Source organism: Poriferisphaera sp. WC338, from assembly GCF_050931845.1.
Classification (GTDB): Bacteria; Planctomycetota; Phycisphaerae; order Phycisphaerales; family Phycisphaeraceae; genus Poriferisphaera.
In genome coordinates this window covers 4,044,604-4,064,078 of sequence record NZ_CP194516.1, presented here as the reverse complement: position 1 = coordinate 4,064,078, position 19,475 = coordinate 4,044,604, and the positions used below count along the sequence as shown (strand labels likewise).

Annotated in this window: 17 protein-coding genes; 10 read left to right on the top strand and 7 right to left on the bottom strand. The window is 48.7% G+C overall.

Annotation, left to right across the window (positions count from 1 at the left end; all coding sequences use genetic code 11):
* The first annotated feature begins 11 nt into the window (after nt 1-11).
* Entirely contained in the window at nt 12-1,850 is a 1,839-nt protein-coding gene (locus ACQ6WK_RS16840) for a tetratricopeptide repeat protein (RefSeq protein WP_432798557.1), read from the top strand.
* A 94-nt stretch (nt 1,851-1,944) separates the two neighbouring features.
* Here the strand turns inward: ACQ6WK_RS16840 and ACQ6WK_RS16835 are convergent, their stop codons facing one another.
* Entirely contained in the window at nt 1,945-2,352 is a 408-nt protein-coding gene (locus ACQ6WK_RS16835) for a hypothetical protein (protein WP_432798556.1), read from the bottom strand.
* 166 nt (nt 2,353-2,518) lie between these two features.
* Here ACQ6WK_RS16835 and ACQ6WK_RS16830 point away from each other — a divergent pair, with 166 nt between their 5' ends.
* From ACQ6WK_RS16830 to ACQ6WK_RS16795, 8 genes are all read left to right on the top strand, one after another.
* The gene (locus ACQ6WK_RS16830) at nt 2,519-4,357 is read left to right on the top strand and encodes a SpoIIE family protein phosphatase (protein WP_432798555.1); all 1,839 of its coding nucleotides are present in this window, start codon (nt 2,519-2,521) and stop codon (nt 4,355-4,357) included.
* A gap of 211 nt (nt 4,358-4,568) precedes the next feature.
* The gene (locus tag ACQ6WK_RS16825) at nt 4,569-4,997 is read left to right on the top strand and encodes a hypothetical protein (RefSeq protein WP_432798554.1); all 429 of its coding nucleotides are present in this window, start codon (nt 4,569-4,571) and stop codon (nt 4,995-4,997) included.
* Nucleotides 4,998-5,024: 27 nt separating this feature from the next.
* Nucleotides 5,025-6,374: a glycosyltransferase gene (locus ACQ6WK_RS16820; RefSeq protein ID WP_432798553.1), complete on the top strand. Its 1,350-nt coding sequence runs from the start codon at nt 5,025-5,027 to the stop codon at nt 6,372-6,374.
* A gap of 102 nt (nt 6,375-6,476) precedes the next feature.
* Complete coding sequence (locus tag ACQ6WK_RS16815) at nt 6,477-8,720, top strand: hypothetical protein (protein ID WP_432798552.1); 2,244 nt, start codon at nt 6,477-6,479, stop codon at nt 8,718-8,720.
* A gap of 306 nt (nt 8,721-9,026) precedes the next feature.
* Nucleotides 9,027-9,782, top strand: a complete 756-nt coding sequence (locus tag ACQ6WK_RS16810; RefSeq protein WP_432798551.1) for a YebC/PmpR family DNA-binding transcriptional regulator — start codon at nt 9,027-9,029, stop codon at nt 9,780-9,782.
* A 51-nt stretch (nt 9,783-9,833) separates the two neighbouring features.
* A complete protein-coding gene (locus ACQ6WK_RS16805) occupies nt 9,834-10,121 on the top strand; it encodes an acylphosphatase (protein ID WP_432798550.1) in 288 nt (95 codons plus the stop codon).
* 131 nt (nt 10,122-10,252) lie between these two features.
* On the top strand, nt 10,253-11,464 hold the full coding sequence (locus ACQ6WK_RS16800) for a hypothetical protein (RefSeq protein WP_432798549.1): 1,212 nt from the start codon (nt 10,253-10,255) through the stop codon (nt 11,462-11,464).
* A gap of 28 nt (nt 11,465-11,492) precedes the next feature.
* Nucleotides 11,493-13,058 (top strand): hypothetical protein, encoded by a 1,566-nt coding sequence (locus tag ACQ6WK_RS16795; RefSeq protein ID WP_432798548.1) that lies wholly within the window; start codon nt 11,493-11,495, stop codon nt 13,056-13,058.
* Here the strand turns inward: ACQ6WK_RS16795 and wbaP are convergent.
* Together wbaP and ACQ6WK_RS16785 are read right to left on the bottom strand one after the other, a co-directional pair.
* Entirely contained in the window at nt 13,052-14,560 is a 1,509-nt protein-coding gene (gene wbaP, locus ACQ6WK_RS16790) for an undecaprenyl-phosphate galactose phosphotransferase WbaP (protein WP_432798547.1), read from the bottom strand. The genes ACQ6WK_RS16795 and wbaP overlap by 7 nt on opposite strands.
* On the bottom strand, nt 14,503-15,681 hold the full coding sequence (locus ACQ6WK_RS16785; RefSeq protein WP_432798546.1) for a glycosyltransferase: 1,179 nt from the start codon (nt 15,679-15,681) through the stop codon (nt 14,503-14,505). Before ACQ6WK_RS16785 ends, wbaP begins: the two co-directional genes overlap by 58 nt.
* 192 nt (nt 15,682-15,873) lie before the next feature.
* Between ACQ6WK_RS16785 and ACQ6WK_RS16780 the strand changes: the two genes are divergently transcribed.
* Entirely contained in the window at nt 15,874-16,599 is a 726-nt protein-coding gene (locus ACQ6WK_RS16780; protein ID WP_432798545.1) for a hypothetical protein, read from the top strand.
* Between the two features lie 80 nt (nt 16,600-16,679).
* Here ACQ6WK_RS16780 and ACQ6WK_RS16775 read toward each other — a convergent pair whose 3' ends face one another.
* The 4 genes from ACQ6WK_RS16775 to ACQ6WK_RS16760 all read right to left on the bottom strand — a co-directional run bounded on the left by ACQ6WK_RS16775 (nt 16,680) and on the right by ACQ6WK_RS16760 (nt 19,371).
* The gene (locus tag ACQ6WK_RS16775; protein ID WP_432798544.1) at nt 16,680-17,444 is read right to left on the bottom strand and encodes a hypothetical protein; all 765 of its coding nucleotides are present in this window, start codon (nt 17,442-17,444) and stop codon (nt 16,680-16,682) included.
* Between the two features lie 24 nt (nt 17,445-17,468).
* Entirely contained in the window at nt 17,469-18,323 is an 855-nt protein-coding gene (locus ACQ6WK_RS16770) for a hypothetical protein (protein ID WP_432798543.1), read from the bottom strand.
* A 96-nt stretch (nt 18,324-18,419) separates the two neighbouring features.
* Complete coding sequence (locus tag ACQ6WK_RS16765; protein ID WP_432798542.1) at nt 18,420-18,827, bottom strand: hypothetical protein; 408 nt, start codon at nt 18,825-18,827, stop codon at nt 18,420-18,422.
* Nucleotides 18,828-18,942: 115 nt separating this feature from the next.
* Entirely contained in the window at nt 18,943-19,371 is a 429-nt protein-coding gene (locus ACQ6WK_RS16760; protein ID WP_432798541.1) for a MotA/TolQ/ExbB proton channel family protein, read from the bottom strand.
* Between the last annotated feature and the right edge of the window lie 104 nt (nt 19,372-19,475).

Below are 19,475 nucleotides of genomic sequence, written 5' to 3'. Positions count from 1 at the left end.
TGGGGCGAGTCATGAAAAAGCGAATGAATATCTTGGTCACCATTGTCGGCTTTGTCGCATTCACACTGCCAACAGCCAACGCCCAGCAGCAAGTCGGCTCCGGCGGACGCGCGCTGGATGCCAACCAGCAGGTCGGCGGCGGCGGCACCAACCAGAGTAAGTTCCAGGAAGATTATCGCCTTCGCAACGACATTGTCACCGGCAACGTTCCGGCTGGCCGTGGCTTACAAGCTCCTGTTGGCTATCAGGCACCAGGTGAGTTTTTTGCCCCGATCTCGTCTGACGACCTCTTCGAGTTCCGTGCTCAGTCATTACCATCCTCACCGGTTCGCTTGAACGCGATCCAACGCAATCGTCCACGTTCAGAGTCTTACCGTAATATCTCGATCTACCGCCAATTCACTGATATCCCTGCCTACCGAACCGGTGGCGTGCTCGTCTCAACCGCACAGTACCAACCGGGCTTTGGATATCAGGTGCTTGAACCAACTTCCACCGGACAGGGCTTTATTGTCGGCTCAGACGAAGGCATCCAAACCGCCATCCCACAATCATCCGTGATCGGTGTAGCAGAACTCCCACAAGGCCGTTCACTTGAAGTGCAAGCTTCACCACTTTTGGGTGTACGCAGGTACGTGAACGAAACAAACCTCTCCAGCGTTCAGAACATCAACAACCCATACAACCCCAACAACAGCTTGCCTGAGGATGATGAAACAGATCAGCCGGCTCAGCTTTCATCTGGTGTGGGCACCACCGGCGAATTCGCCAACGCACCGGCACGTATCCCGGCAGGGCTTGTACTCGGCCAGCAATTGCGCTTAGACGTCAATGCCGACAATGAGGAAACTCAAGCCGAACGCATCCAACGCCTTGAAGATCAAATCTTCAATCGCACCGAGAACAAACAACTCAAGCCCGGCGAGGATGTCTATGCCGACCTCCTGAACGCCGTGAAAAAAGATGACCCATTTGCCAAACCGCAAAATCAACTCGTTGCGCCTGTACAGCAGGATGATGAGAAAACCGGCGAAGAACAATCCGAAGTAGATAGCAATAAGCTTTTGATCCCGGATAACGAAGTGGAAGCTAACAATCCACTTCAGCAACAAATGCGTGATGCACTCCGCGAACCTTCTGATAAAGAAATCGAGGACGCGGAACGCCGTAGCAAGTTGCTCCGCGAGCGTCTACAACTTAAGGACTATTCCAACACCAACATCATTCTTAAGTCGAATCGTCCTTCCGAAGAAGAGTATCGTAAGAACCTTGCGAAGCTTTTAACGAAGCTGGACTATAACTTGCCACAGATTGAATCACTGGCTGGCTCAACAGATACGCCATTCAACAATCATCTGCGTAAGGGTGAAAAGGAATTGATTGATGGCCGCTACTTTGCAGCGGAATCCGAATACCGCTCAGCCACCCGCATGAACCCACGCAACCCTCTTGCCCGTGTTGGACTCGTTCACGCGCAACTCGGTGCAGGACTGATCCGGTCAGCTGCTCACAACCTCCGTGTACTCTTTGAGACCAACCCGGAACTGATCGCTGCTCGTTATAACCCAAGACTGTTACCTTCTCCGCAGCGACTACAATGGGTTCAATCCGAACTGGACTCGATGATCTCTAACAATGAAGCAGCAGCCGACCCAGGCCTCATGATGGCATACTTTGGCTATCAGGTCGGCTCCAAACAACTCACACGCTACGGCTTGAACGTCATGGCAACTCAAGCGCCAAACGATCCGCTGCTGCCAGTGCTGCGTCACATCTGGATCGACAACCCCAATACTTCCACATCAGAAAGTAAAACAACCACCACACCCGCAGAAGTGCCTGCCAAGTAATAACTAAAACACAAAAACATACAACACGATAAAGCCCGAAGGTTCCTACCTCCGGGCTTTTCTTTCACCACTTAAACTTAAATTCCATTATCGATTAATCCTCCCCATCAATCTCACGATCCATCAAATCACACGCCACCGCCGCGATGAGTTCTTCCAATTCTCCCGGCACACTACCATCTTCTTCAAGCACCACCCCATCAACCACATCAAAATTGATCACCATGCTCGGCTCGTCATCTTCGTCGCCTTCCGCAGCCTCCTCAATCTCAACGTCATGAATCACAAACACCGCCCCCTCAAACTCACCACTAAGCAGGCGATAACCTAACTGCTCTTCCGCGTCTTCTTCACCAGTGCTGATGCTGACTGTTTCATACCGGATAGCTTGATCTTCCACGTCGTGCTCACTTTCTAAACCAAAGAGATAGGATTTATCGCGCGTGATGCGCCTGCCACGAATGTTGCTACTGAAAACGACCCGACTTTTATCACACGACATTATACCCCCGGTACACCAGTTTGCGGCCCAGAATTCTCCCTTTCCCTAAGCGCCATAGCCCCCCGTACTGCCCAATCGCCATATCCCGTGATTACAACCCATTTTTCTTTCCGTACCACACTGACGCGAATTGCATTTCGCCAGCCACCCGTTAACTTGGCCTCAGATGAGTCAAACCGACACACAACCTCCTGCTCCTTCTTCAGACGATCCAGCAACCAATCTCGCTGCGACGCAGCTATCCCTTACCCCAAAACTCACCGACTTCCTCGATCTTGCTACCCTGCAAGAAATCCAAGACGCCTTTACCGCCGCCACACGATTGCAAACCACCATCGTCGCCGCCGATGGCTCGCCCATCACCGCACCCACCAACACTCCCCAGCGTGATGCTTCCAATGCCGCCCTCGCCCATCTGATCTCACCCGAAGATCTCGACCACGACACCGTTACCGCACCCATCATGCTCGAAGGCAAGCATATCGCCTCGATCAACATCACCCCCGGAACCCCCGACGCTGACGAGACAGCAACGGAAAATCCTCCCTCGCCATGCTCTGGCACCAGTCTCCCAGCAACCAAGCACCGCAAAGATTTCATTGCCCTCACCCAAAAGCTCGGCCTAACCCCCAAGCCAGCCAACCAACTCCTCTGCGCTTTTGATGAAGCGCTTGCCTCACAAAAAGCTGCCGCCATTCAACTGCTCTATCAGCTCGCCAGTGCTATCACCCGCCTCTGCTATGAAGAGTATCAAGCCCGCCTCCGCGCTCGTGAGCTCTCCGCCCTCTACAAACTTTCTTCCAACCTCTCCAATCACCAACAACTCGATGACATTCTTGAAGCAGCCGTACACGCCATCGCCGACATCTTGGCCGTGAAGGCTGTGTCTATCCGTCTGTTAGACAAAGATGATGACACGCACCTGGTTCCGCGCGCGGTGCACAATCTCTCACCGGAGTATCTCACCAAAGGCAAAATCCAGCTTGATACCGACAACATGTTCCATGATGCCATCTCTGGTCAGACCGTCTATGTCAAAGACATGACGACCGATCCGCGTGTGCTGTTCCCCGGCGATGCCGCTTCCGAAGGCCTCGCCTCCATGCTTGCTGTCGGCATCACCTACCAGTCCAAGCCCATCGGCACAATCCAGCTCTTCACCGCTGCCACCCGCGATTTTTCGCACTATGAGATCCATCTCACCCGCGCGATTGCCGACCTGCTCGCCAGCGCGATCGAAACTGCGCAACTTCAAGCACAGCGCAAAGCATCACGCAACATGATGCGCCAAATCCAGCTTGCCGCTTCAGTGCAACGCCGCATGCTTCCCAAGCGCACACCTAAGCTGCCAAACATAGACATCGCGGCTCGCTATATCCCATCGCTCGATCTCGCTGGCGACTTCTACGATTTCATTCATCTAGACACGTCGCTTGGCCTCGCCATCGGCGATGCTGTTGGTAAAGGTGTTGCTGCTTCACTGCTCATGTCTTCCGTTCGAGCATCACTCCGTGCATTTGCACAAGACCTTTACGACCTCGACGAGATTATGACCCGCGTGAACAACGCGCTTTGTCGAGACACGCTCGACTCCGAATTCGCCACGCTTTGGTACGGCACACTCGACCCCAACACCCTCCGCCTCACCTATGCATCTGCCGGGCATGACCCGCCATTGCTTCTGCGCAACGGCACCATCCATCAACTCGACACCGGCGGCATGATCGTCGGCGTTCTCCCCGATACGCACTACGACAAGGGCCTCTTTGATCTTGAGCCCGGCGACACGCTACTGCTCTATACTGATGGCCTCACTGATGCGTTTAATCCCGACCAACAAAAGTTCGGGCGCACTAATCTTGAGCGCGCCCTCACGACTGCCGCACAAACCAAACACACCGCCGCCGACATCCTCAATCATATCCTTTGGGAACTGCGTCAACACACCCAAACACACCCCGCCACCGATGACGTCACCCTCATCACCCTCCGCGTGACGGACTAACCAGATACCAATCACACACAAACACCCACCATCCAATCTGTGTTTGCGTGATTGCCTTCAGGCCCCGCTGGCCTGAAGGCACAATTAAAAAACACTTAAAACAATAACCCCTCGCTATTAAAATAAACGCATCAAGACAAACAAGATCAAACTGATCAGGTACACCCTCACCGCGATTCTTCTCACCGTCGCATTGCTGTCACTCTGTGCCATGATACTCATCAAAAATCGCAACACCTACAATCTCCTCATCACCAACGCCACCTTTAACAACAGACTCATCGGTTTTCATTGGGATGATTATTACTATGAGCGTGCTTGCTGGTTCAACATCATTGGTTCAGAAGACACTGTAGATGCTTGGCGATTTGGCAATGAACTATTTGGCTTCTTATCATCTATCACAACAGGTCCGAGACGTCCTGAACCAACACGCGAACTTTACATACACTTAATCGGCTATAGGTTTTTAGCCGTATCAAATGAACTTTTCTCAACTTGGTCATTCACTATTTATTGGTTCGCTTTACTCTACAGCACAATCACCTCCATCCTACTCATCAACCTCCGCGCCATTTGGCGTATCTTCTTTACAACCGCAACTCCTTCCACACAACCAAACCCACACACCAACAACTAACACGGCAACTTCCCTTACAATACCCCCATGCCCTCACCTGCTTCACAAAACACGCCTCCGCCACCATCGCTCTATCAGCCATCTGATTCACCCAAAGACATCCTCATCATCGCGATCGGTTCCTATGGCGATGTCTTCCCCTTACTCCACCTCGCATCCACCCTCCAATCTACTGGGCACCACATCACCTTCGCCACAAGACCCGGCTACAAACATCTCGCTAATGATGCTGGTGTCCCCTTCACGCCGCTCGGTGATGATGAACTCTTTGAAGAAATGGCAGGTGATCCTGACCTTTGGCATCCCACCAAGGGGCCGCTGTTGATCATCGATAAAGCGATACCGAACCTGCTCCAACCCGTCTACAATCTCACCGAAAAACACTATAAAACAAGCGGAAACAACCTCATCGTTCTGACGCCTGCTCTCGGGATGGGCGCTCGCATCGCCCGGCAAAAATACCCCTTCCGTCTGGTGATGACCCAGCTGCAACCGCTGCTCTTTCAATCCGTTCATGCGCCTTACCGCGCTTCGCACGCCATCCCCGATCTTACCCGCCTGCCAAAACTGATCCGCGTCCCCGTAACGCACACACTCTACTATTTCCTCAACAAATATACCGATCGGCTCATGTTCCCGGTCGTCAATCCCTTCATATCTAATCATGGATTAGATACCGTTAAGCGAAACTTCTTTGCAAGCTGGATCCATTCCCCGGATATTAACCTCGCGCTCTTCCCCGAAGCTTTCTGCCCCGCACAGCCAGACTGGCCACCACATACCCATCACATCGGATTTCCACCCTTCGAGTTGGACCTCGGCAAACCATTCACTGCAAAGCTGCAATCCTTCTTAGACAAACACAGTGCCGCGGATCAGAAGCCACTCCTTTTCACGCCCGGCTCGGAAAATCGCCACGCACAAACCTTCTTCCAATCCGCACTAGCCGCGACACAAAACCTCGACCGCCCCGCCATCTTCGCCACGCAATTCACCGAGCATCTGCCCTACCCGCCCAAACAACTGCCAGAGCATGTGCTGCACGTACCCTACGCACCGTTTGCCAAACTGCTTCCACACTGCGCCGCGATCATTCATCACGGCGGCATCGGTACGACCGCCCGCGCCATCACGACCGCCACCCCGCAATTGATCATGCCCCTTTCACATGATCAACCCGATAACGCCAGCCGCGTACGCCGTCTTGATATTGGCGACTACCTCCCGCCAAAGAAATTTACGCCCCGCCGCCTCTCACAAAAACTCGATTACTTACTTACAAAACCGCGCATAGCTGGTAATTGCAAGCAAATTGCCGAGATCATCAATCGGCAAACCATCACACCTGATCGACTTGATCAACTGACCACACAATGAGCAATGATTGACTGCTCGTCCGCCACTTATCATTTATCAACCTCACGCCGCTCATTACAATAGCCACTATATCGATACCACAACATTCTATCGGAATATCACATGCATTCAGTTAAACAGCTTTTTGTCACCGTTCTTTGCCTACTTCTTAGCGCCCAATTCGCTCAAGCTCAACCCACACAACCACAGCCTTACCTACCTCCCATCGAATCCTTCACTCACGGCCCACTCTCTCTGCATGACCTGATGCAACAGCGCATTGATTATTATCAAGACCGGTTTACATCCGCCTACAACAACCATGGTCATAAAAATGCCAATTGGGATTCGCTCGCCACTCGTTTCCTCAAACAGTTTGAATACTACTATGCACTGCATATCAATACCCGCATCCCCTATCTGCGAATACCAGATAGCGTTCAAATGGATCGGATCAATGAACTAGCAATACAGCTCATGACGACCCGCTGTGAAGACCCGCTAGTGCTATTTGCTATCTTCAAAACCGCCTTCCATGATTCCTGTAACGAAAAGCAATTCAATCTCTACATTAACAGTGTCAATCGTCTAAAAGATCTCGACTACTCCCCTGAAATCAAATTTATGATCATCCAGCTGGTCGACGAGCTCTCCCGTAAACGCGATGGCGCGCGGTACTTACCAAATATTCGCTTCCCCAAAAATACCATCATAGATCACATCGTCCCCCTGCTTGCATATGCCAAAGCTAACCCCGAGACGCGCCGCACGATCTACAACAATCACGAATATTTCTTTGGTCGGCGCGATAAACTGACCCTAAATTTCAAAAAGGCCATCTTCGCCAAACTCCAGAAACATGAAGACAAGATCGACCCTTGGTTGTACAACCTCGCACTTGGCAATCACCATATCAATGTGGCCTGGCAGCACCGCGGCGATGGCTATGCTTCAACCGTGACTGATGACGGCTGGCAAAATTTTAAGAAGCATCTCCGTCTTGCGGTACACCACCTACGCAAAGCACACGAGATTGCCCCATCACTTCCCGAGCCGGCAACCGATCTAATCACCGCTGCCATGGCTGGCAGTGACGCATTACAACGACATGAAGATTCATGGCATTGGCTTCGACTCGCAATTGCCGCCCAGCACGACCACACCATGGCCTACGCAAAGGCCCTCGACGCCGTGCGACCTCGGTGGGGTGGCTCACTCAAAGAGATGTACCACGTCGGCAAGATCGCACTCAGTTCCGACCGCTTCGATACCCGCGCCCCGCTTATGTTGCGAAACACTGTCCACACCATGATCAACGAAACAGAAAGCCTTGATTGTCTGCGTATTCCCACCATTCAAACCGATCTTGATAACTTGTTGACAAAACTGATCGATCAGCCCAACTACAAAAGCGGCCGCTTCGAACTGATCGCCAACCGGATCGCATTCGCACACCACACCAACAAACATGATCTTGCCCGTGAGCTTTACCTAAAAAACAAAGACAACATTCAGATGCACCACACCGCCCTGATCGACCACCAACCACTTACCGCCCAGCGCATCTTCACCATAGGGCAGCCCTATACCGACAAGCTCTTTGAGGCGATGGCTTATGATCATCAACAACGAAAACACAAAGCCGCCATCAACATTTACAACACCATCCTCACCGATCTCAAGGACAACCCCGATACAACCTCATATGAACGCCGCGCTATCGAAGAATTCAAACAACTTGCTGAAATCAACCAGAGCTTTAAAGAAAGCAAATGGACCGAGTTGATCAATCCAAACCAACCCTACGCCGGCTGGAAAACAATCTACGGACAGTGGTCGATAGAAGAAGACGGCCTGCGCGGTAACTCCTATTCCGCACGTCTCCCGCAAGGTCTGGCTGTCCTTCACAAAATCGACTTTGGCAAGCGTATCAAAATCCGTGGCAAAGCAACACTCCACAACCAACTCGATGCCGAACTGGAGAATCAATATCCCAACATCGCTGTCTTCTACCACGCTGACCACTTTAACAATAATAATCTCGCAGAAACCAGCTTTAGCATGTACCCACTGATTAACCAAGTCAGTGTTCAGATCGACAATAATAATCTCGGCCCTGATACCATCGATCACATGTTCAACAGCAACACCGTCAACTTCGAACTCCACATCACACAGCACGAAACAAAAGCCTTCATTGATGGCGAAGAGATCTATACTTTCCCTCACATCGATGCCCCCAAAACATCTGAAACCCGCCTCGCCATCGGTGCCTGGACTTGGGTCCCCGGCGTTTCCGTCACCTTCCACTCTCTGCAAGTTAAACCCTACGATGACCCCACCCCCCCACCCTCTCCGATCGACTAGTTCAATGCACAAAATTCGACCACTAAACACTCGCCCCCAAATCCGACTTATGTCGCCGCAGCGCCGCAATCCCTCATTACCACCATTATTCAACACGTCCAATTTGGCCCACCCCGTAGCTACCCTTAAAATACCTCCCCTTGACCGATTTGGCCGCCTTAGCGTTGCCACGCGTCATGGGCACCCGCAACACCGACGATCAGGCACTAGCAACAATCCGGCACAGCATCACACGCCAACACTAACAGGCCTGCCGCCTGCAACCCAACGAAACGAGAAAGCTAAACGCTTTAGGAGTAAACAGATATGGCTGGTCATAGTAAATGGGCAAATATCAAGCATCGTAAAGGGCGCCAAGACGCCAAACGGTCGAAAATCTGGTCCAAATGCTCTAAGGCGATCATGGTCGCAGCTAAAAATGGCGGCGGCAATCCTGAAATGAACCTGGCTCTCCGCTATGCCATCGATGATGCCAAAGCCGAGAACATGCCCAAGGACACTATCGCCAACGCCATCAAAAAAGGTACCGGCGAGCTAGAAGGTGTTTCCTTCGAATCCATCGTCTACGAAGGCTACGGCCCGGCAGGCGTAGCGATTATGCTCGATATTCTTACTGATAACCGCAACCGAACCGCTGGCGAAGTCCGCAAGATCTTTGAACGCGGCGGCGGCAACCTCGGGGCCACGGGATGTGTCGCTTATAACTTCGAACAGAAAGGCCAGATCTTCATCTCCAAAGAAAACACAGATGAAGAAAAACTCATGGATACCGCACTTGAGTCTGGTGCAGACGATGTGGCAGACGCGGACGATTCTTGGGAAGTGCTTTGCGAGCCATCAGCATTTATGGATCTTCGTGGTGCAATTGAATCAGTTGGTTTCGTCATCGAATCGGCTTCAGTTAACATGATCGCGCAAAACACTGTCGAAGTTACCGGCAGCGATGTTGTAAAAGTCATGAACTTCATCGAGCTAGTTGAAGACCATGATGATGTTCAAAAAGTTCACGCGAATTTTGATATCTCTGATGAAGATATGGCTGCACTAGAAAACGAATCATAAAGATTGATTGTGTTTGTATCGCTTCACCATAAGGCAGGGAGTTTTAGTTTAATGATTCGTATCTCGGTGAAATATGTTGGACATGTACAAGGGGTTGGCTTTCGCTACACCACGATTGAGATTGCAAAGAAATTTGCGGTAGCAGGATATGTGCAGAACATGCTAGATGGCAGCGTGCAGGCTATCATCGAAGGGGACAAAAAAGAAATTACTGCGTTCATGCAGGCAATTAAAGAACGCATGAGCCGTAATATTGAAACGGTCATCAAGAACGAAAGTGAAGCCACTGGTGAATTCGGTGAACCTAGCAGCACAGACACATTTACCATTCGCTACTAACACATCTATACTAACAGTATTTGTAGTTATTCTTTTCTGCATTAAACACACCCCATTCTTCAGATCACTAAAAACAAGCATTCACTCCACCTAAGTAATCTCTCTAGGGAAAGAACAGGAGGGGAAAATGCTTGATCTTTATGCGCTATATGATGAAGCTGTATATATCAATCGTTTCATTACCGGACTATCTCCATATAAGCGTAATTTGTTACACACATATAAACGAGCAGGGACGGCTCATGAATAACAAAAACCTGATTAGATATTTAGCGGTTTGTGTTTTGCTCTGCGCTACTGGCTGCCATTCTTACGGACCGAAGTCGATCATTCCTGACCGTTTCGACTACAGCGCTGCTCTTGCTCAATCATGGAAAAATCAGCTTGTTCAGAATCTTGTCCGTATGCGATATGGTGGCACACCTCATTTTGTTGAAGTCAGTGGCATCTTATCTCAATACTCGATCAACACTGAAGCCATTGGCGGATTCCGTGTGAATGCCGATGGCGTTGCGGGTGTGACCGAAGTCCCATTCTCAATTAGCGGCAGCTTCACTGAAAGCCCAACCATCACATACACTCCCCTGGTAGGTGAAGACTTTACTGAACGATTACTCACGCCCATTGATCCCGTCACAATCATCTATATCGCACAAGCCGGTTGGCCAATTGATCATTTGCTTGAACTATGTGTTGATCAAATCAATGGTCTCCGAAACCATACCATCGTAAGTTCAAACAATATTGAATCTACGAAAGCTCAAGCACAAGATAGCGAATTTGTTGAACTCGTCACACTCTTAAAAGCACTTCAAAGTCAAGGCATGCTCGATATTCGTGTCGAACAATCCGGTCGAAAACTTACACTTTTTCTTCCACCCACCAAAGGAACAGAAGCACAAAATAAGATGACCATGCGTTTGCGAGAGATTCTAAACCTAAGCCAAACAGATTCAGAATTTATATTGATCCAAAGCTCAATCCAACGAAGCATGGATGAGATCGCCATGCAAACAAGGTCACTTCTCACCATGCTTATCTCACTTTCAAGCGCAGTTGAAGCACCAGAATTACATATGGAGCAAAATATTGTTTATGAAGAAGCGTTAATGAGAATGCCGCCTAGCGCAAAAGAAAAACTTCTTGAAATTGGATCAAGTAAGAAACCTGTAAAAAATGTCTTTGTGCAGATTAAATATCGTAACCATTATTACTATGTTAAAGATGAAGACGAAGGATCCAAAAGAACACTTGCACTCATTACCTATCTCTTCAATTTGCAATCCAGAGAAAGTGGCCAAATGGCACCATTGATCACTGTACCTGCAGCCGCGCCTAGATAATTTCACATACCATGCAGAGGGGAACGATGTGACGACCGCTACCACAGGCCCAATCAGCATCGAAAAACCCCAAATGTTCACCGGTAAGCTTACCAGTTGGGCGTGGCAATATCGCTGGGCAATTGTTGGTTCATTGTTGGCACTGTACCTGATCGGTTTTTCCTTTTCTTGGCGACCTGGTGGAGACAGCGCACTACACCTTTGTTATGCGCGTGATCTTCTTCGTAGCCATACAGATGGCATGCGCAGCGCATTGTACCAACCGCTAAGCCCAGGAATGGCTTGGGTATTAGCTGCGTGTATGCATCTTTTTGGAGAAGGTCCAAATGCAATCGCCGCAGGACTCACCATCTGGCTTGCAATTGCATCCATCACACTTTTGCTTGTTTATCAATGGTTTTCACTATTCTGCCGTCGTGGTGAAGCCGTATTTTTAACCGCGTCTTTTGGCATCACTGAAACGTTCTACAGTCATGCCTATGAACTACTTCCCGATATTCCTTTTGCGCTTGGCTCAATACTTATGTTATTGGGTGTCGAGCGTCTTCAACAATCTCTTAGCAATGATTGGTGTGATGCCACTGTATGGTGGCAAAAAAAAGGAGTTTTGCGAAGTGTATTTGAACTATGCATGGGCATCGTGATTATGAGTATTTTTCGTAGTGTTGTAATTGTGTTTGTCAGCGCAGTCATTCTCACACTTTTTATTAAACTTGTACATTATCAAAAATGGCGAATTCTCATATTTACCAGTATCGCAATATTTGTTTTTACTATATCTGCACGGTGGCTTGCACTTGGTGTAGGTCCACTGAGTCTGCATCCCGATGAAAAATTAGTAATCGATCTCATCACACAAACATCACCATATGATTTACTTACTCGGATGTGGCAAAACATCCAATTTCTACTGACGGAAGCTGGCCCGGAAGGCATACTAGGTCAAGATCTCGGCCCCATCATCAGCATACCTATCGGCCTGATTCTTTTTATGCTGGGATTACGTCTCTTTCGAAGACGATTGTTATGGGGAATTCTTTTTTGTGCATTCATTGTGCAGTGGATTCTTGTGCTACCAGTAGATCGATACTTTATTCCTATCACGGGATTAATCACACTGGCGATATGGGACGGTCTCTGCTGGCTTGAATCTTTAACGGCTCAAAAACACTTTAAAATCAGTACAAAATGGCTCACACCCGCTATCGTTATTATCTGGCTTGGTTGCAACTTAGCTACTGACCTGAAGGTGTTTGCATCACGATTTGAAAACCATGAACAGTACCGGCGGAATAAGTATCTCGGTATTCCTGGCTTAGCAGCAGATATTCACAAATATGTTGATCCTGCTGAAGCTGTGCTTGCTCCGACATGGATGAATATGGAGCTTTCGTGGTGGAGTGATCGTGTGGTCATGAATCAGCTTACTGCAACACATTTCTCGTATGCCATCTTGCCCCTAAGTGATGAAGGAATGCTTAAAATGAAGCAAGCTAAACTTATCCCTATTAAAGAGTTGGCAAACCACTCCGGCAAGCGCGGCCGTATGTATACACTCTGGCTTCTTGCTCCAGAAGATCATTTGAATCAATAGGCACCACGACAAAATACTACGGCTAAGAATGTGCGCGATAGCAGGTAGATATCAAGCCAAACTGACCAATTACGTACATAATAAATGTCCAATGCCACGCGCTGCGGATACGTTAGCAGGTTTCGCCCCGACACTTGCCACATCCCTGTAATACCCGGTGAAACCTGCTTATAGAGATCAATTTCATGCTTGTAATGCACCATGTCTTCTTCGAAAATTGGACGCGGTCCTACCAATGCCATCTCTCCAAACATTACGTTCAACAGTTGTGGCAACTCATCCAAGGACGTTTTTCGCAAAAATTTTCCAACACGTGTAATGCGGGGGTCATACTTAAGCTTATGCGTTTCTTTCCATTCGAGTTGATAAACGGGATGACGTTGTAGATACTCTTCAAGCATCTGGTCAGCATCATGGTGCATCGTGCGAAATTTAATCATCCAAAACTTTTGGCCATGTTTACCGACACGTTCCTGTCGGTAAAATACTTCACCTTTTGAATCAAGACGAATGATAATAGCAATCATCATTAATACTGGAAAGATGACTGGTGAAAAAAAGGTCACGAGAATCAGCTCTATAAAACGTTTTAATGATCGCCTTCCCGGATCAAGCAATCGATGCCGCATCTGTAGGCCGAGCACACCACCAAGGTCCGCAGAAGTCACCCACAATGAAGCCAGTGCGTCATATTGTGGCACCATAATTGTTGAATGAAAGTTGGTTGTGATCTTCCGTAGAAGTTTGTGTGTACTTTCATGATTAACTTTTGACATCGCTACAATCGCAATATGTTTTTTCTCTCGACCCGACAGTGATCGTATGTGCTCAAGGCTATTTCTCACCGGCACACCAAAGTAATCTTCGGATGTCACTGTTGAATCCTCCGCAACGTTAATCACAGCAACCGGCTTTAATCCGATTTCAGGGCGCATACATAAGGTGCGCACTGTACGTTGAGCGGAGAGATTGTCCGCAATAATTACCGCTGGCTGTCCCCACCAATGTTTTCCTGCAAACAACATACGTACAAGCGCCCGTCCGAACGGTACAGACAAAAGTGAAAGCATCCAAGAAATAAATATCACTGCACGGGAATAGGTCGTCGCTTCACGAAATAAAAAAATAGCCGCCGCAAGTGAAAAATATACCAAGGTCGTGGTAATCGTGAGATTTCGCAGTTCATTGGCAGGCGAAAGCGGTATCCCCGGATATAACCGCGCACAGATGTATGCAAGAATAAACACAAGCACCAGCGGTAGGAGGGGCCAATAGATTGAAGGATTGTAGCCCCCATTGAAGTAATCACGGGCCAACACTGATGCAAAAAAAACACTTGATAGCGCAACAATATCTGAAATGAACAGCAGTATATAGACCGCCAGCGGCCGCGCATGCGCTGATGCTAGTTTAGAGATAGCCCGCCGCCCTTTGGGCTTGATCGCTAGTTCGTTTGTGGCTGCATGATATTCGGGCGCAAAAGCTTGCTCGGTGTCTGACATATCATCCCTTTGGAAGTGAACATCTGCCAGTAATATTGAATCAACTCATTCATCTCACTAAGAAATCGGTCACTTGAGAATTGCTGTGCGTGCTCTGCGATTTGTGCCGAGGAAAACTGTGTTCGGCAAGCATCAAATTGATGAATACTCTCAGATATATCCTCAGCTGTTTGCTGCTTGAAATGCAGCCCTGTCGTCCCGTGTAGCACGGTTTCTTTTGTTCCGCCTTTACCAAATGCAATCACCGGTGCGCCGGCTGCTTGCGCCTCAACAGGCGCAATACCAAAATCCTCGTCTGCGGCATACACAAACCCTCTACATCTCTGCATATAATCAGACACTACTTCATCTGGTTTTTCCCCAAGAAAAATTACATTACGCGAACTCATTCTCTCAAGCTTTTCTCGATCAGGTCCATCTCCAATCACATAACATCGCTTATCCGGGTGCTTCGCAAATGCTTGCACAATCAAATCAACACGCTTATATGAAACCAATCGTGATACTGTTAAATAAAAATGCTCTCGCACTTCGTTAGGCGAAAACCGCATCACATCAACCGGCGGATAAATCACCTCGCACGATCGACGATAGATTTTGTAAATACGCCGAGCAACGTACTGTGAATTCGCAATAAGCACATCTGGACGATGTGCCGTCGCAAGATCAAACTGACGCACGCGATGTAGCAGTGCTCGCTTCAACAAGCCCCATGGACCAGAACCAATGCCAGCTTGCTTCATATATACGTGATACAAATCATGGATGTATCGCATCGGTGTGTGCATGTAACAGATATGTAGCTGATCTGCATGTGTCAATACCGACTTACTCACCGCATGTGACGATGAAATCACCAACTCCGAATCACCGAGATCATGCTGCTCAACCGCCAAAGGCATAAGCGGCAAATATAACGCATGATGCGTTTTCGCAAATGGTAATTTCTGCAAGAAAGACGTACGTATTAACCGATTCGCTAACGGCGACTGTGAAACCACCTTTGGGTTATATAGTAAAAGATAAAGGGGCGCCTCCGGGTACAACGTCCCGATCGCTTCGACAACTTTTTCAGATCCCGCATACGAAGCGATCCATTCATGGACAAGCGCAGTGCGCATAGCAACCCTTACAGAAAGGAACTAAATGATCTAGTAAGATCATCTTGCGTGGTTCACGTATCCGTAGATGGGTGCCTCCAACACAATGAGCTCACCCCTTCAAACACATGGGAATGCAATCTATTGTAAAACGCATCGCTGCTTATGGCAGATGGGTGATGTGCTAAGGATCGTTCATGATATGATATCCCTATGAGTGACACGATCATCCACCCCGCCCATGAATCGTTCTCGCTGAGCATTCCCGAAGAAGCCAGCTGGGAAGCCCCCTCGAATTTGAGTGATGAGGTTGATGCGCTCTGGCAAACCGAGAAAAAGAAACGTGGATCGCATCTTTTCAATGGCACGCTTGTTGGTATTCTTGACGTAAATGTACAGGGCATGGTCGGTCGGTGGTTCGAGTATCGCTACTATGTCGCGCGTAAAATTATCCCAAACAAACTCGCTGACCTGCCCATATCCGTAGGTGTTTCTGGCATCATCCTTCACGACGACTATATTGTCTTTGCCAAACGTAGCCAGCATGTCATGTCATATGCGGGTTATTGGGAATTAGCCCCTTCCGGTGCAATCGACAGGCAGTTCTACAACTCCGCAACAGGTTTGATTGACCTCAAATCTCAAATCTGTTGCGAGCTTGAAGAAGAAACCGGACTTTCAAAAAAAATCATCACTCAAGTTACTCCATTCGCTTATACACTGGATTCTAACGACCCCTCATATGAAGTTTGCCTGAAACTTACGCCGAATCTCAGTTTGGCTGAAGCACAAAGCCACTTCCAATCACGAACAAATAACGAATATGATTCCTTTAAAGTAATACCACAAGAAGAAATTCGTTCTTTTATACGTGATAACATAAATCTGATTCTGCCCACGTCGAAGGCAATACTTTCCTTTTTGAATATCTTGGACTAAGAAATAACAAAATGAGCCGGAGCAATTGCTTGCCCCGACTCATCCCAAACCATGTTCATCAATTAATTCGATGTCGCTACTTATTCTTCATCGTAATCCAGTTGTGTGATTGCCTCTTCGTCGGCCCCATTAGGCCCTGGCTCAGATTCTGACAATCGCGAATTGAGTCGCACTAATGCTTGTGCAACATCAATTAAACCGCTGCGAACCTTACGATAATTTGGACGTCTGTAATCAGCGATACCCGCATCATCCATCGCCTGTTCAGCAGCTTCGTGTTTTCTATCCTGTTCTTCTTGATCAATACCCGCAAGCTCATCCACCATCTTGATATCTTCGGTCTGAAGTAAAATTAGTTTTGCACGCTCCGGCTCTTGAATGACAGGCTCATTGTCGGAATATTTGACGGATAATTCCTCTAACAATCCTCCTTCTTGATCTTCAGATTCAGCCCGAGCAATTTGCATTTCTTTTTCTTCAATTTCAGCTTCAGGTATTCTCTCACCCCTATCTGCTAAATCCGATCGGTCTGCAAACTGCTCATGCTCTGAAAGCTCGTCGAGTTCAGCATCATTGTTTTTCCCGCGTGCTTCTTCACGACGAGGAAGCTCTTCAAATACTTCATCGTCTGACGGTTCATTCGCCGAACCATCATCACCCTGAGCTTTTGCCTCACTGACGAGCTGCGCCACAATCTGAGCTGGCTGAGTAATCATTTCACTCTTAGCGCGACGGTGCTTCACATTAATATACACCATCACACCCGCGATGATGAGCACGAGCATCAGCACATTCACCCCAACAAGAACTGTGTTTAACGAAAATGGTCTTTTTTGACTACTCATCGTTCCTTGCCTTTTTTTCACGCATCACTGCGTACGAACATGGATTGCGGTTATTTCAAAATCTAAACGTTTATTTTTCTGAAGAGAAAATTTCCCAGCAAAACTATGGACCCCCGACATTGTCAAACCCTTGCGCGACAGTGCAGTCAATTGCGCTTTCTGTAACATCTGCTCTACGGGTCTCGGCAACATCACCGCCAATTGATTACCTTCTTGCCAACCTTGATTTTGTACGACCCCTGAAAAAGCAGGCACTTCATGCACAATCCGTAGGCGGTTTGAATACCGTTCCCGTCGTCCCACACGTAGACGCTGCTTTCGCCACTCGCCACCGCGCAATACGTACTCCAAATCAATCGGCTCATTCATTCCTTCATAAACAACCAATCGCATTCCTCCACTGCGAATCACATTAAGAGCTTCTTCCATATCCCCCCAGTCAATCCGCAATACTGGACTCGGCTTGCCTTCGGTCGCCCGTGCAAAATCACCCGCAATATCCTCAGCCTCTGTCTCGGCTTGCTGTGATTCAAACATTCTCTCCATCTCTAATTTCGGCTCTTCCTGCGGCGCTGGCTCTTCTACAGCAGCTTGCTCGACAGGCTCGGGCTCCATCATTGGCTCGGGTTCCGGCTCAGGTTCGGGCGTTTCAGCCTGCTTAATCGGCTCGGGCTCTGGTTTAATTACTTCTTCATCGATCTCTGGTTCAGGCTCCGGTTCTGGTTCTTTAGCCTCAACCAGCTCTTCTGGCTCCGGTAATTCTTCCTCAACTTCCTCTTCTTTTACCTCCTCCTCAGGCATCTCCAACGTCTCCATCGCTTCTACCAACTCAACAATCGCTGCAAGCTCCTGTGCATTCACTTGCTTTTGGCGCTTCATAAACGGAAGCTCCAACATCATTGCATGTAGTGCTAATGAAAGTATGACACCAAATAAAATAAAGACGCGTGACAAATGCACACCCCCATCACATGGTTATTCTTCACGAGAAGCCAACCCACCAAGCTGGCTATTTGATTCTTCCTGGTTGATTGCTTTTGCACCAAACTTAACCGCCACCCCCGTATCACGGAAATCAGACCAAACCCGCATCATACGGTGATGCGTAACCTGTTCGTTTCCGGTCACCAAGACAATACACTCATTGCCCTGCCAACCCTGCATGAGCTGTCTAGGTGTTTCATACGGCTTATCCTCGAAGACATACTTATCTTCTTGAACAACAACCAGACGTACTTGATCTACCGTGATAGGCGAAACGGCGCCTCCGCCAACTTCCGCAGGTTTGGCTTCCACTGTGCCTACGCGGATCGATTCGCTCAGAAGTACGATCGCAGCGCAAAGCAAAATGAAAAGCAGATCAATAAAGCCTCGTTGCAGCATACCCGTCGCCTTACTTTCATGATGGACTGTGTTGTACGCAACACAGTACCGTCGCCATCACGCATACTTCATGAACCCTGCCCGCTTGAATCAAGTCGGACAGATCCACTATCTTTTATGAATGTACACGTGCTTCTTTTTCAGTCGCATCCATGGCCGCCTTACTAGCCACACCGTCTAGAAGGTATCGGACCACCGTGGCGACCAGCGCGATAGACAACCCAAAGATGGTTGTCATACACGCTACCGCCAAGCCGCTCCCAACATGCTCCCCCGCCAAACCACCGTCGGCCAGGTGAAAACTCTGCACCACACCAACGATCGTGCCCAGAAGCCCGAGTCCCGGAGGTACTTCTTCAAAAAACTTTAGCATGCGCTCATGCCCCCGCCACACACGTGCCTTCAACTGTTTACCAAAAACAATCCCCCACAACCCGATCACCAGGCTACGCTCAATCAGAACTGCCCCCAACAGGATCGAACAGATTAGTAGTGGCCACATCATGAAACCACCCAACTCAAAATAATCCCACAATCGCATCATGATCAAGCTACCTCATGATTAACATCTATATTTGTACCGCCCCAACGGCAGTCACATCCCTTCTCTCCACACAAAGCACAACAAAAGCCACAGAGTGCCTTTCA

Coding starts and splice junctions, on each gene's coding strand:
- ACQ6WK_RS16840 (WP_432798557.1), top strand. CDS start 12: ATGAAAAAGCGAATGAATATCTTGGTCACCATTGTCGGCTTTGTCGCA.
- ACQ6WK_RS16835 (WP_432798556.1), bottom strand. CDS start 2,352: ATGTCGTGTGATAAAAGTCGGGTCGTTTTCAGTAGCAACATTCGTGGC.
- ACQ6WK_RS16830 (WP_432798555.1), top strand. CDS start 2,519: ATGAGTCAAACCGACACACAACCTCCTGCTCCTTCTTCAGACGATCCA.
- ACQ6WK_RS16825 (WP_432798554.1), top strand. CDS start 4,569: ATGATACTCATCAAAAATCGCAACACCTACAATCTCCTCATCACCAAC.
- ACQ6WK_RS16820 (WP_432798553.1), top strand. CDS start 5,025: ATGCCCTCACCTGCTTCACAAAACACGCCTCCGCCACCATCGCTCTAT.
- ACQ6WK_RS16815 (WP_432798552.1), top strand. CDS start 6,477: ATGCATTCAGTTAAACAGCTTTTTGTCACCGTTCTTTGCCTACTTCTT.
- ACQ6WK_RS16810 (WP_432798551.1), top strand. CDS start 9,027: ATGGCTGGTCATAGTAAATGGGCAAATATCAAGCATCGTAAAGGGCGC.
- ACQ6WK_RS16805 (WP_432798550.1), top strand. CDS start 9,834: ATGATTCGTATCTCGGTGAAATATGTTGGACATGTACAAGGGGTTGGC.
- wbaP (WP_432798547.1), bottom strand. CDS start 14,560: ATGTCAGACACCGAGCAAGCTTTTGCGCCCGAATATCATGCAGCCACA.
- ACQ6WK_RS16785 (WP_432798546.1), bottom strand. CDS start 15,681: ATGCGCACTGCGCTTGTCCATGAATGGATCGCTTCGTATGCGGGATCT.
- ACQ6WK_RS16780 (WP_432798545.1), top strand. CDS start 15,874: ATGAGTGACACGATCATCCACCCCGCCCATGAATCGTTCTCGCTGAGC.
- ACQ6WK_RS16775 (WP_432798544.1), bottom strand. CDS start 17,444: ATGAGTAGTCAAAAAAGACCATTTTCGTTAAACACAGTTCTTGTTGGG.
- ACQ6WK_RS16770 (WP_432798543.1), bottom strand. CDS start 18,323: ATGAAGCGCCAAAAGCAAGTGAATGCACAGGAGCTTGCAGCGATTGTT.
- ACQ6WK_RS16765 (WP_432798542.1), bottom strand. CDS start 18,827: ATGCTGCAACGAGGCTTTATTGATCTGCTTTTCATTTTGCTTTGCGCT.
- ACQ6WK_RS16760 (WP_432798541.1), bottom strand. CDS start 19,371: ATGATGCGATTGTGGGATTATTTTGAGTTGGGTGGTTTCATGATGTGG.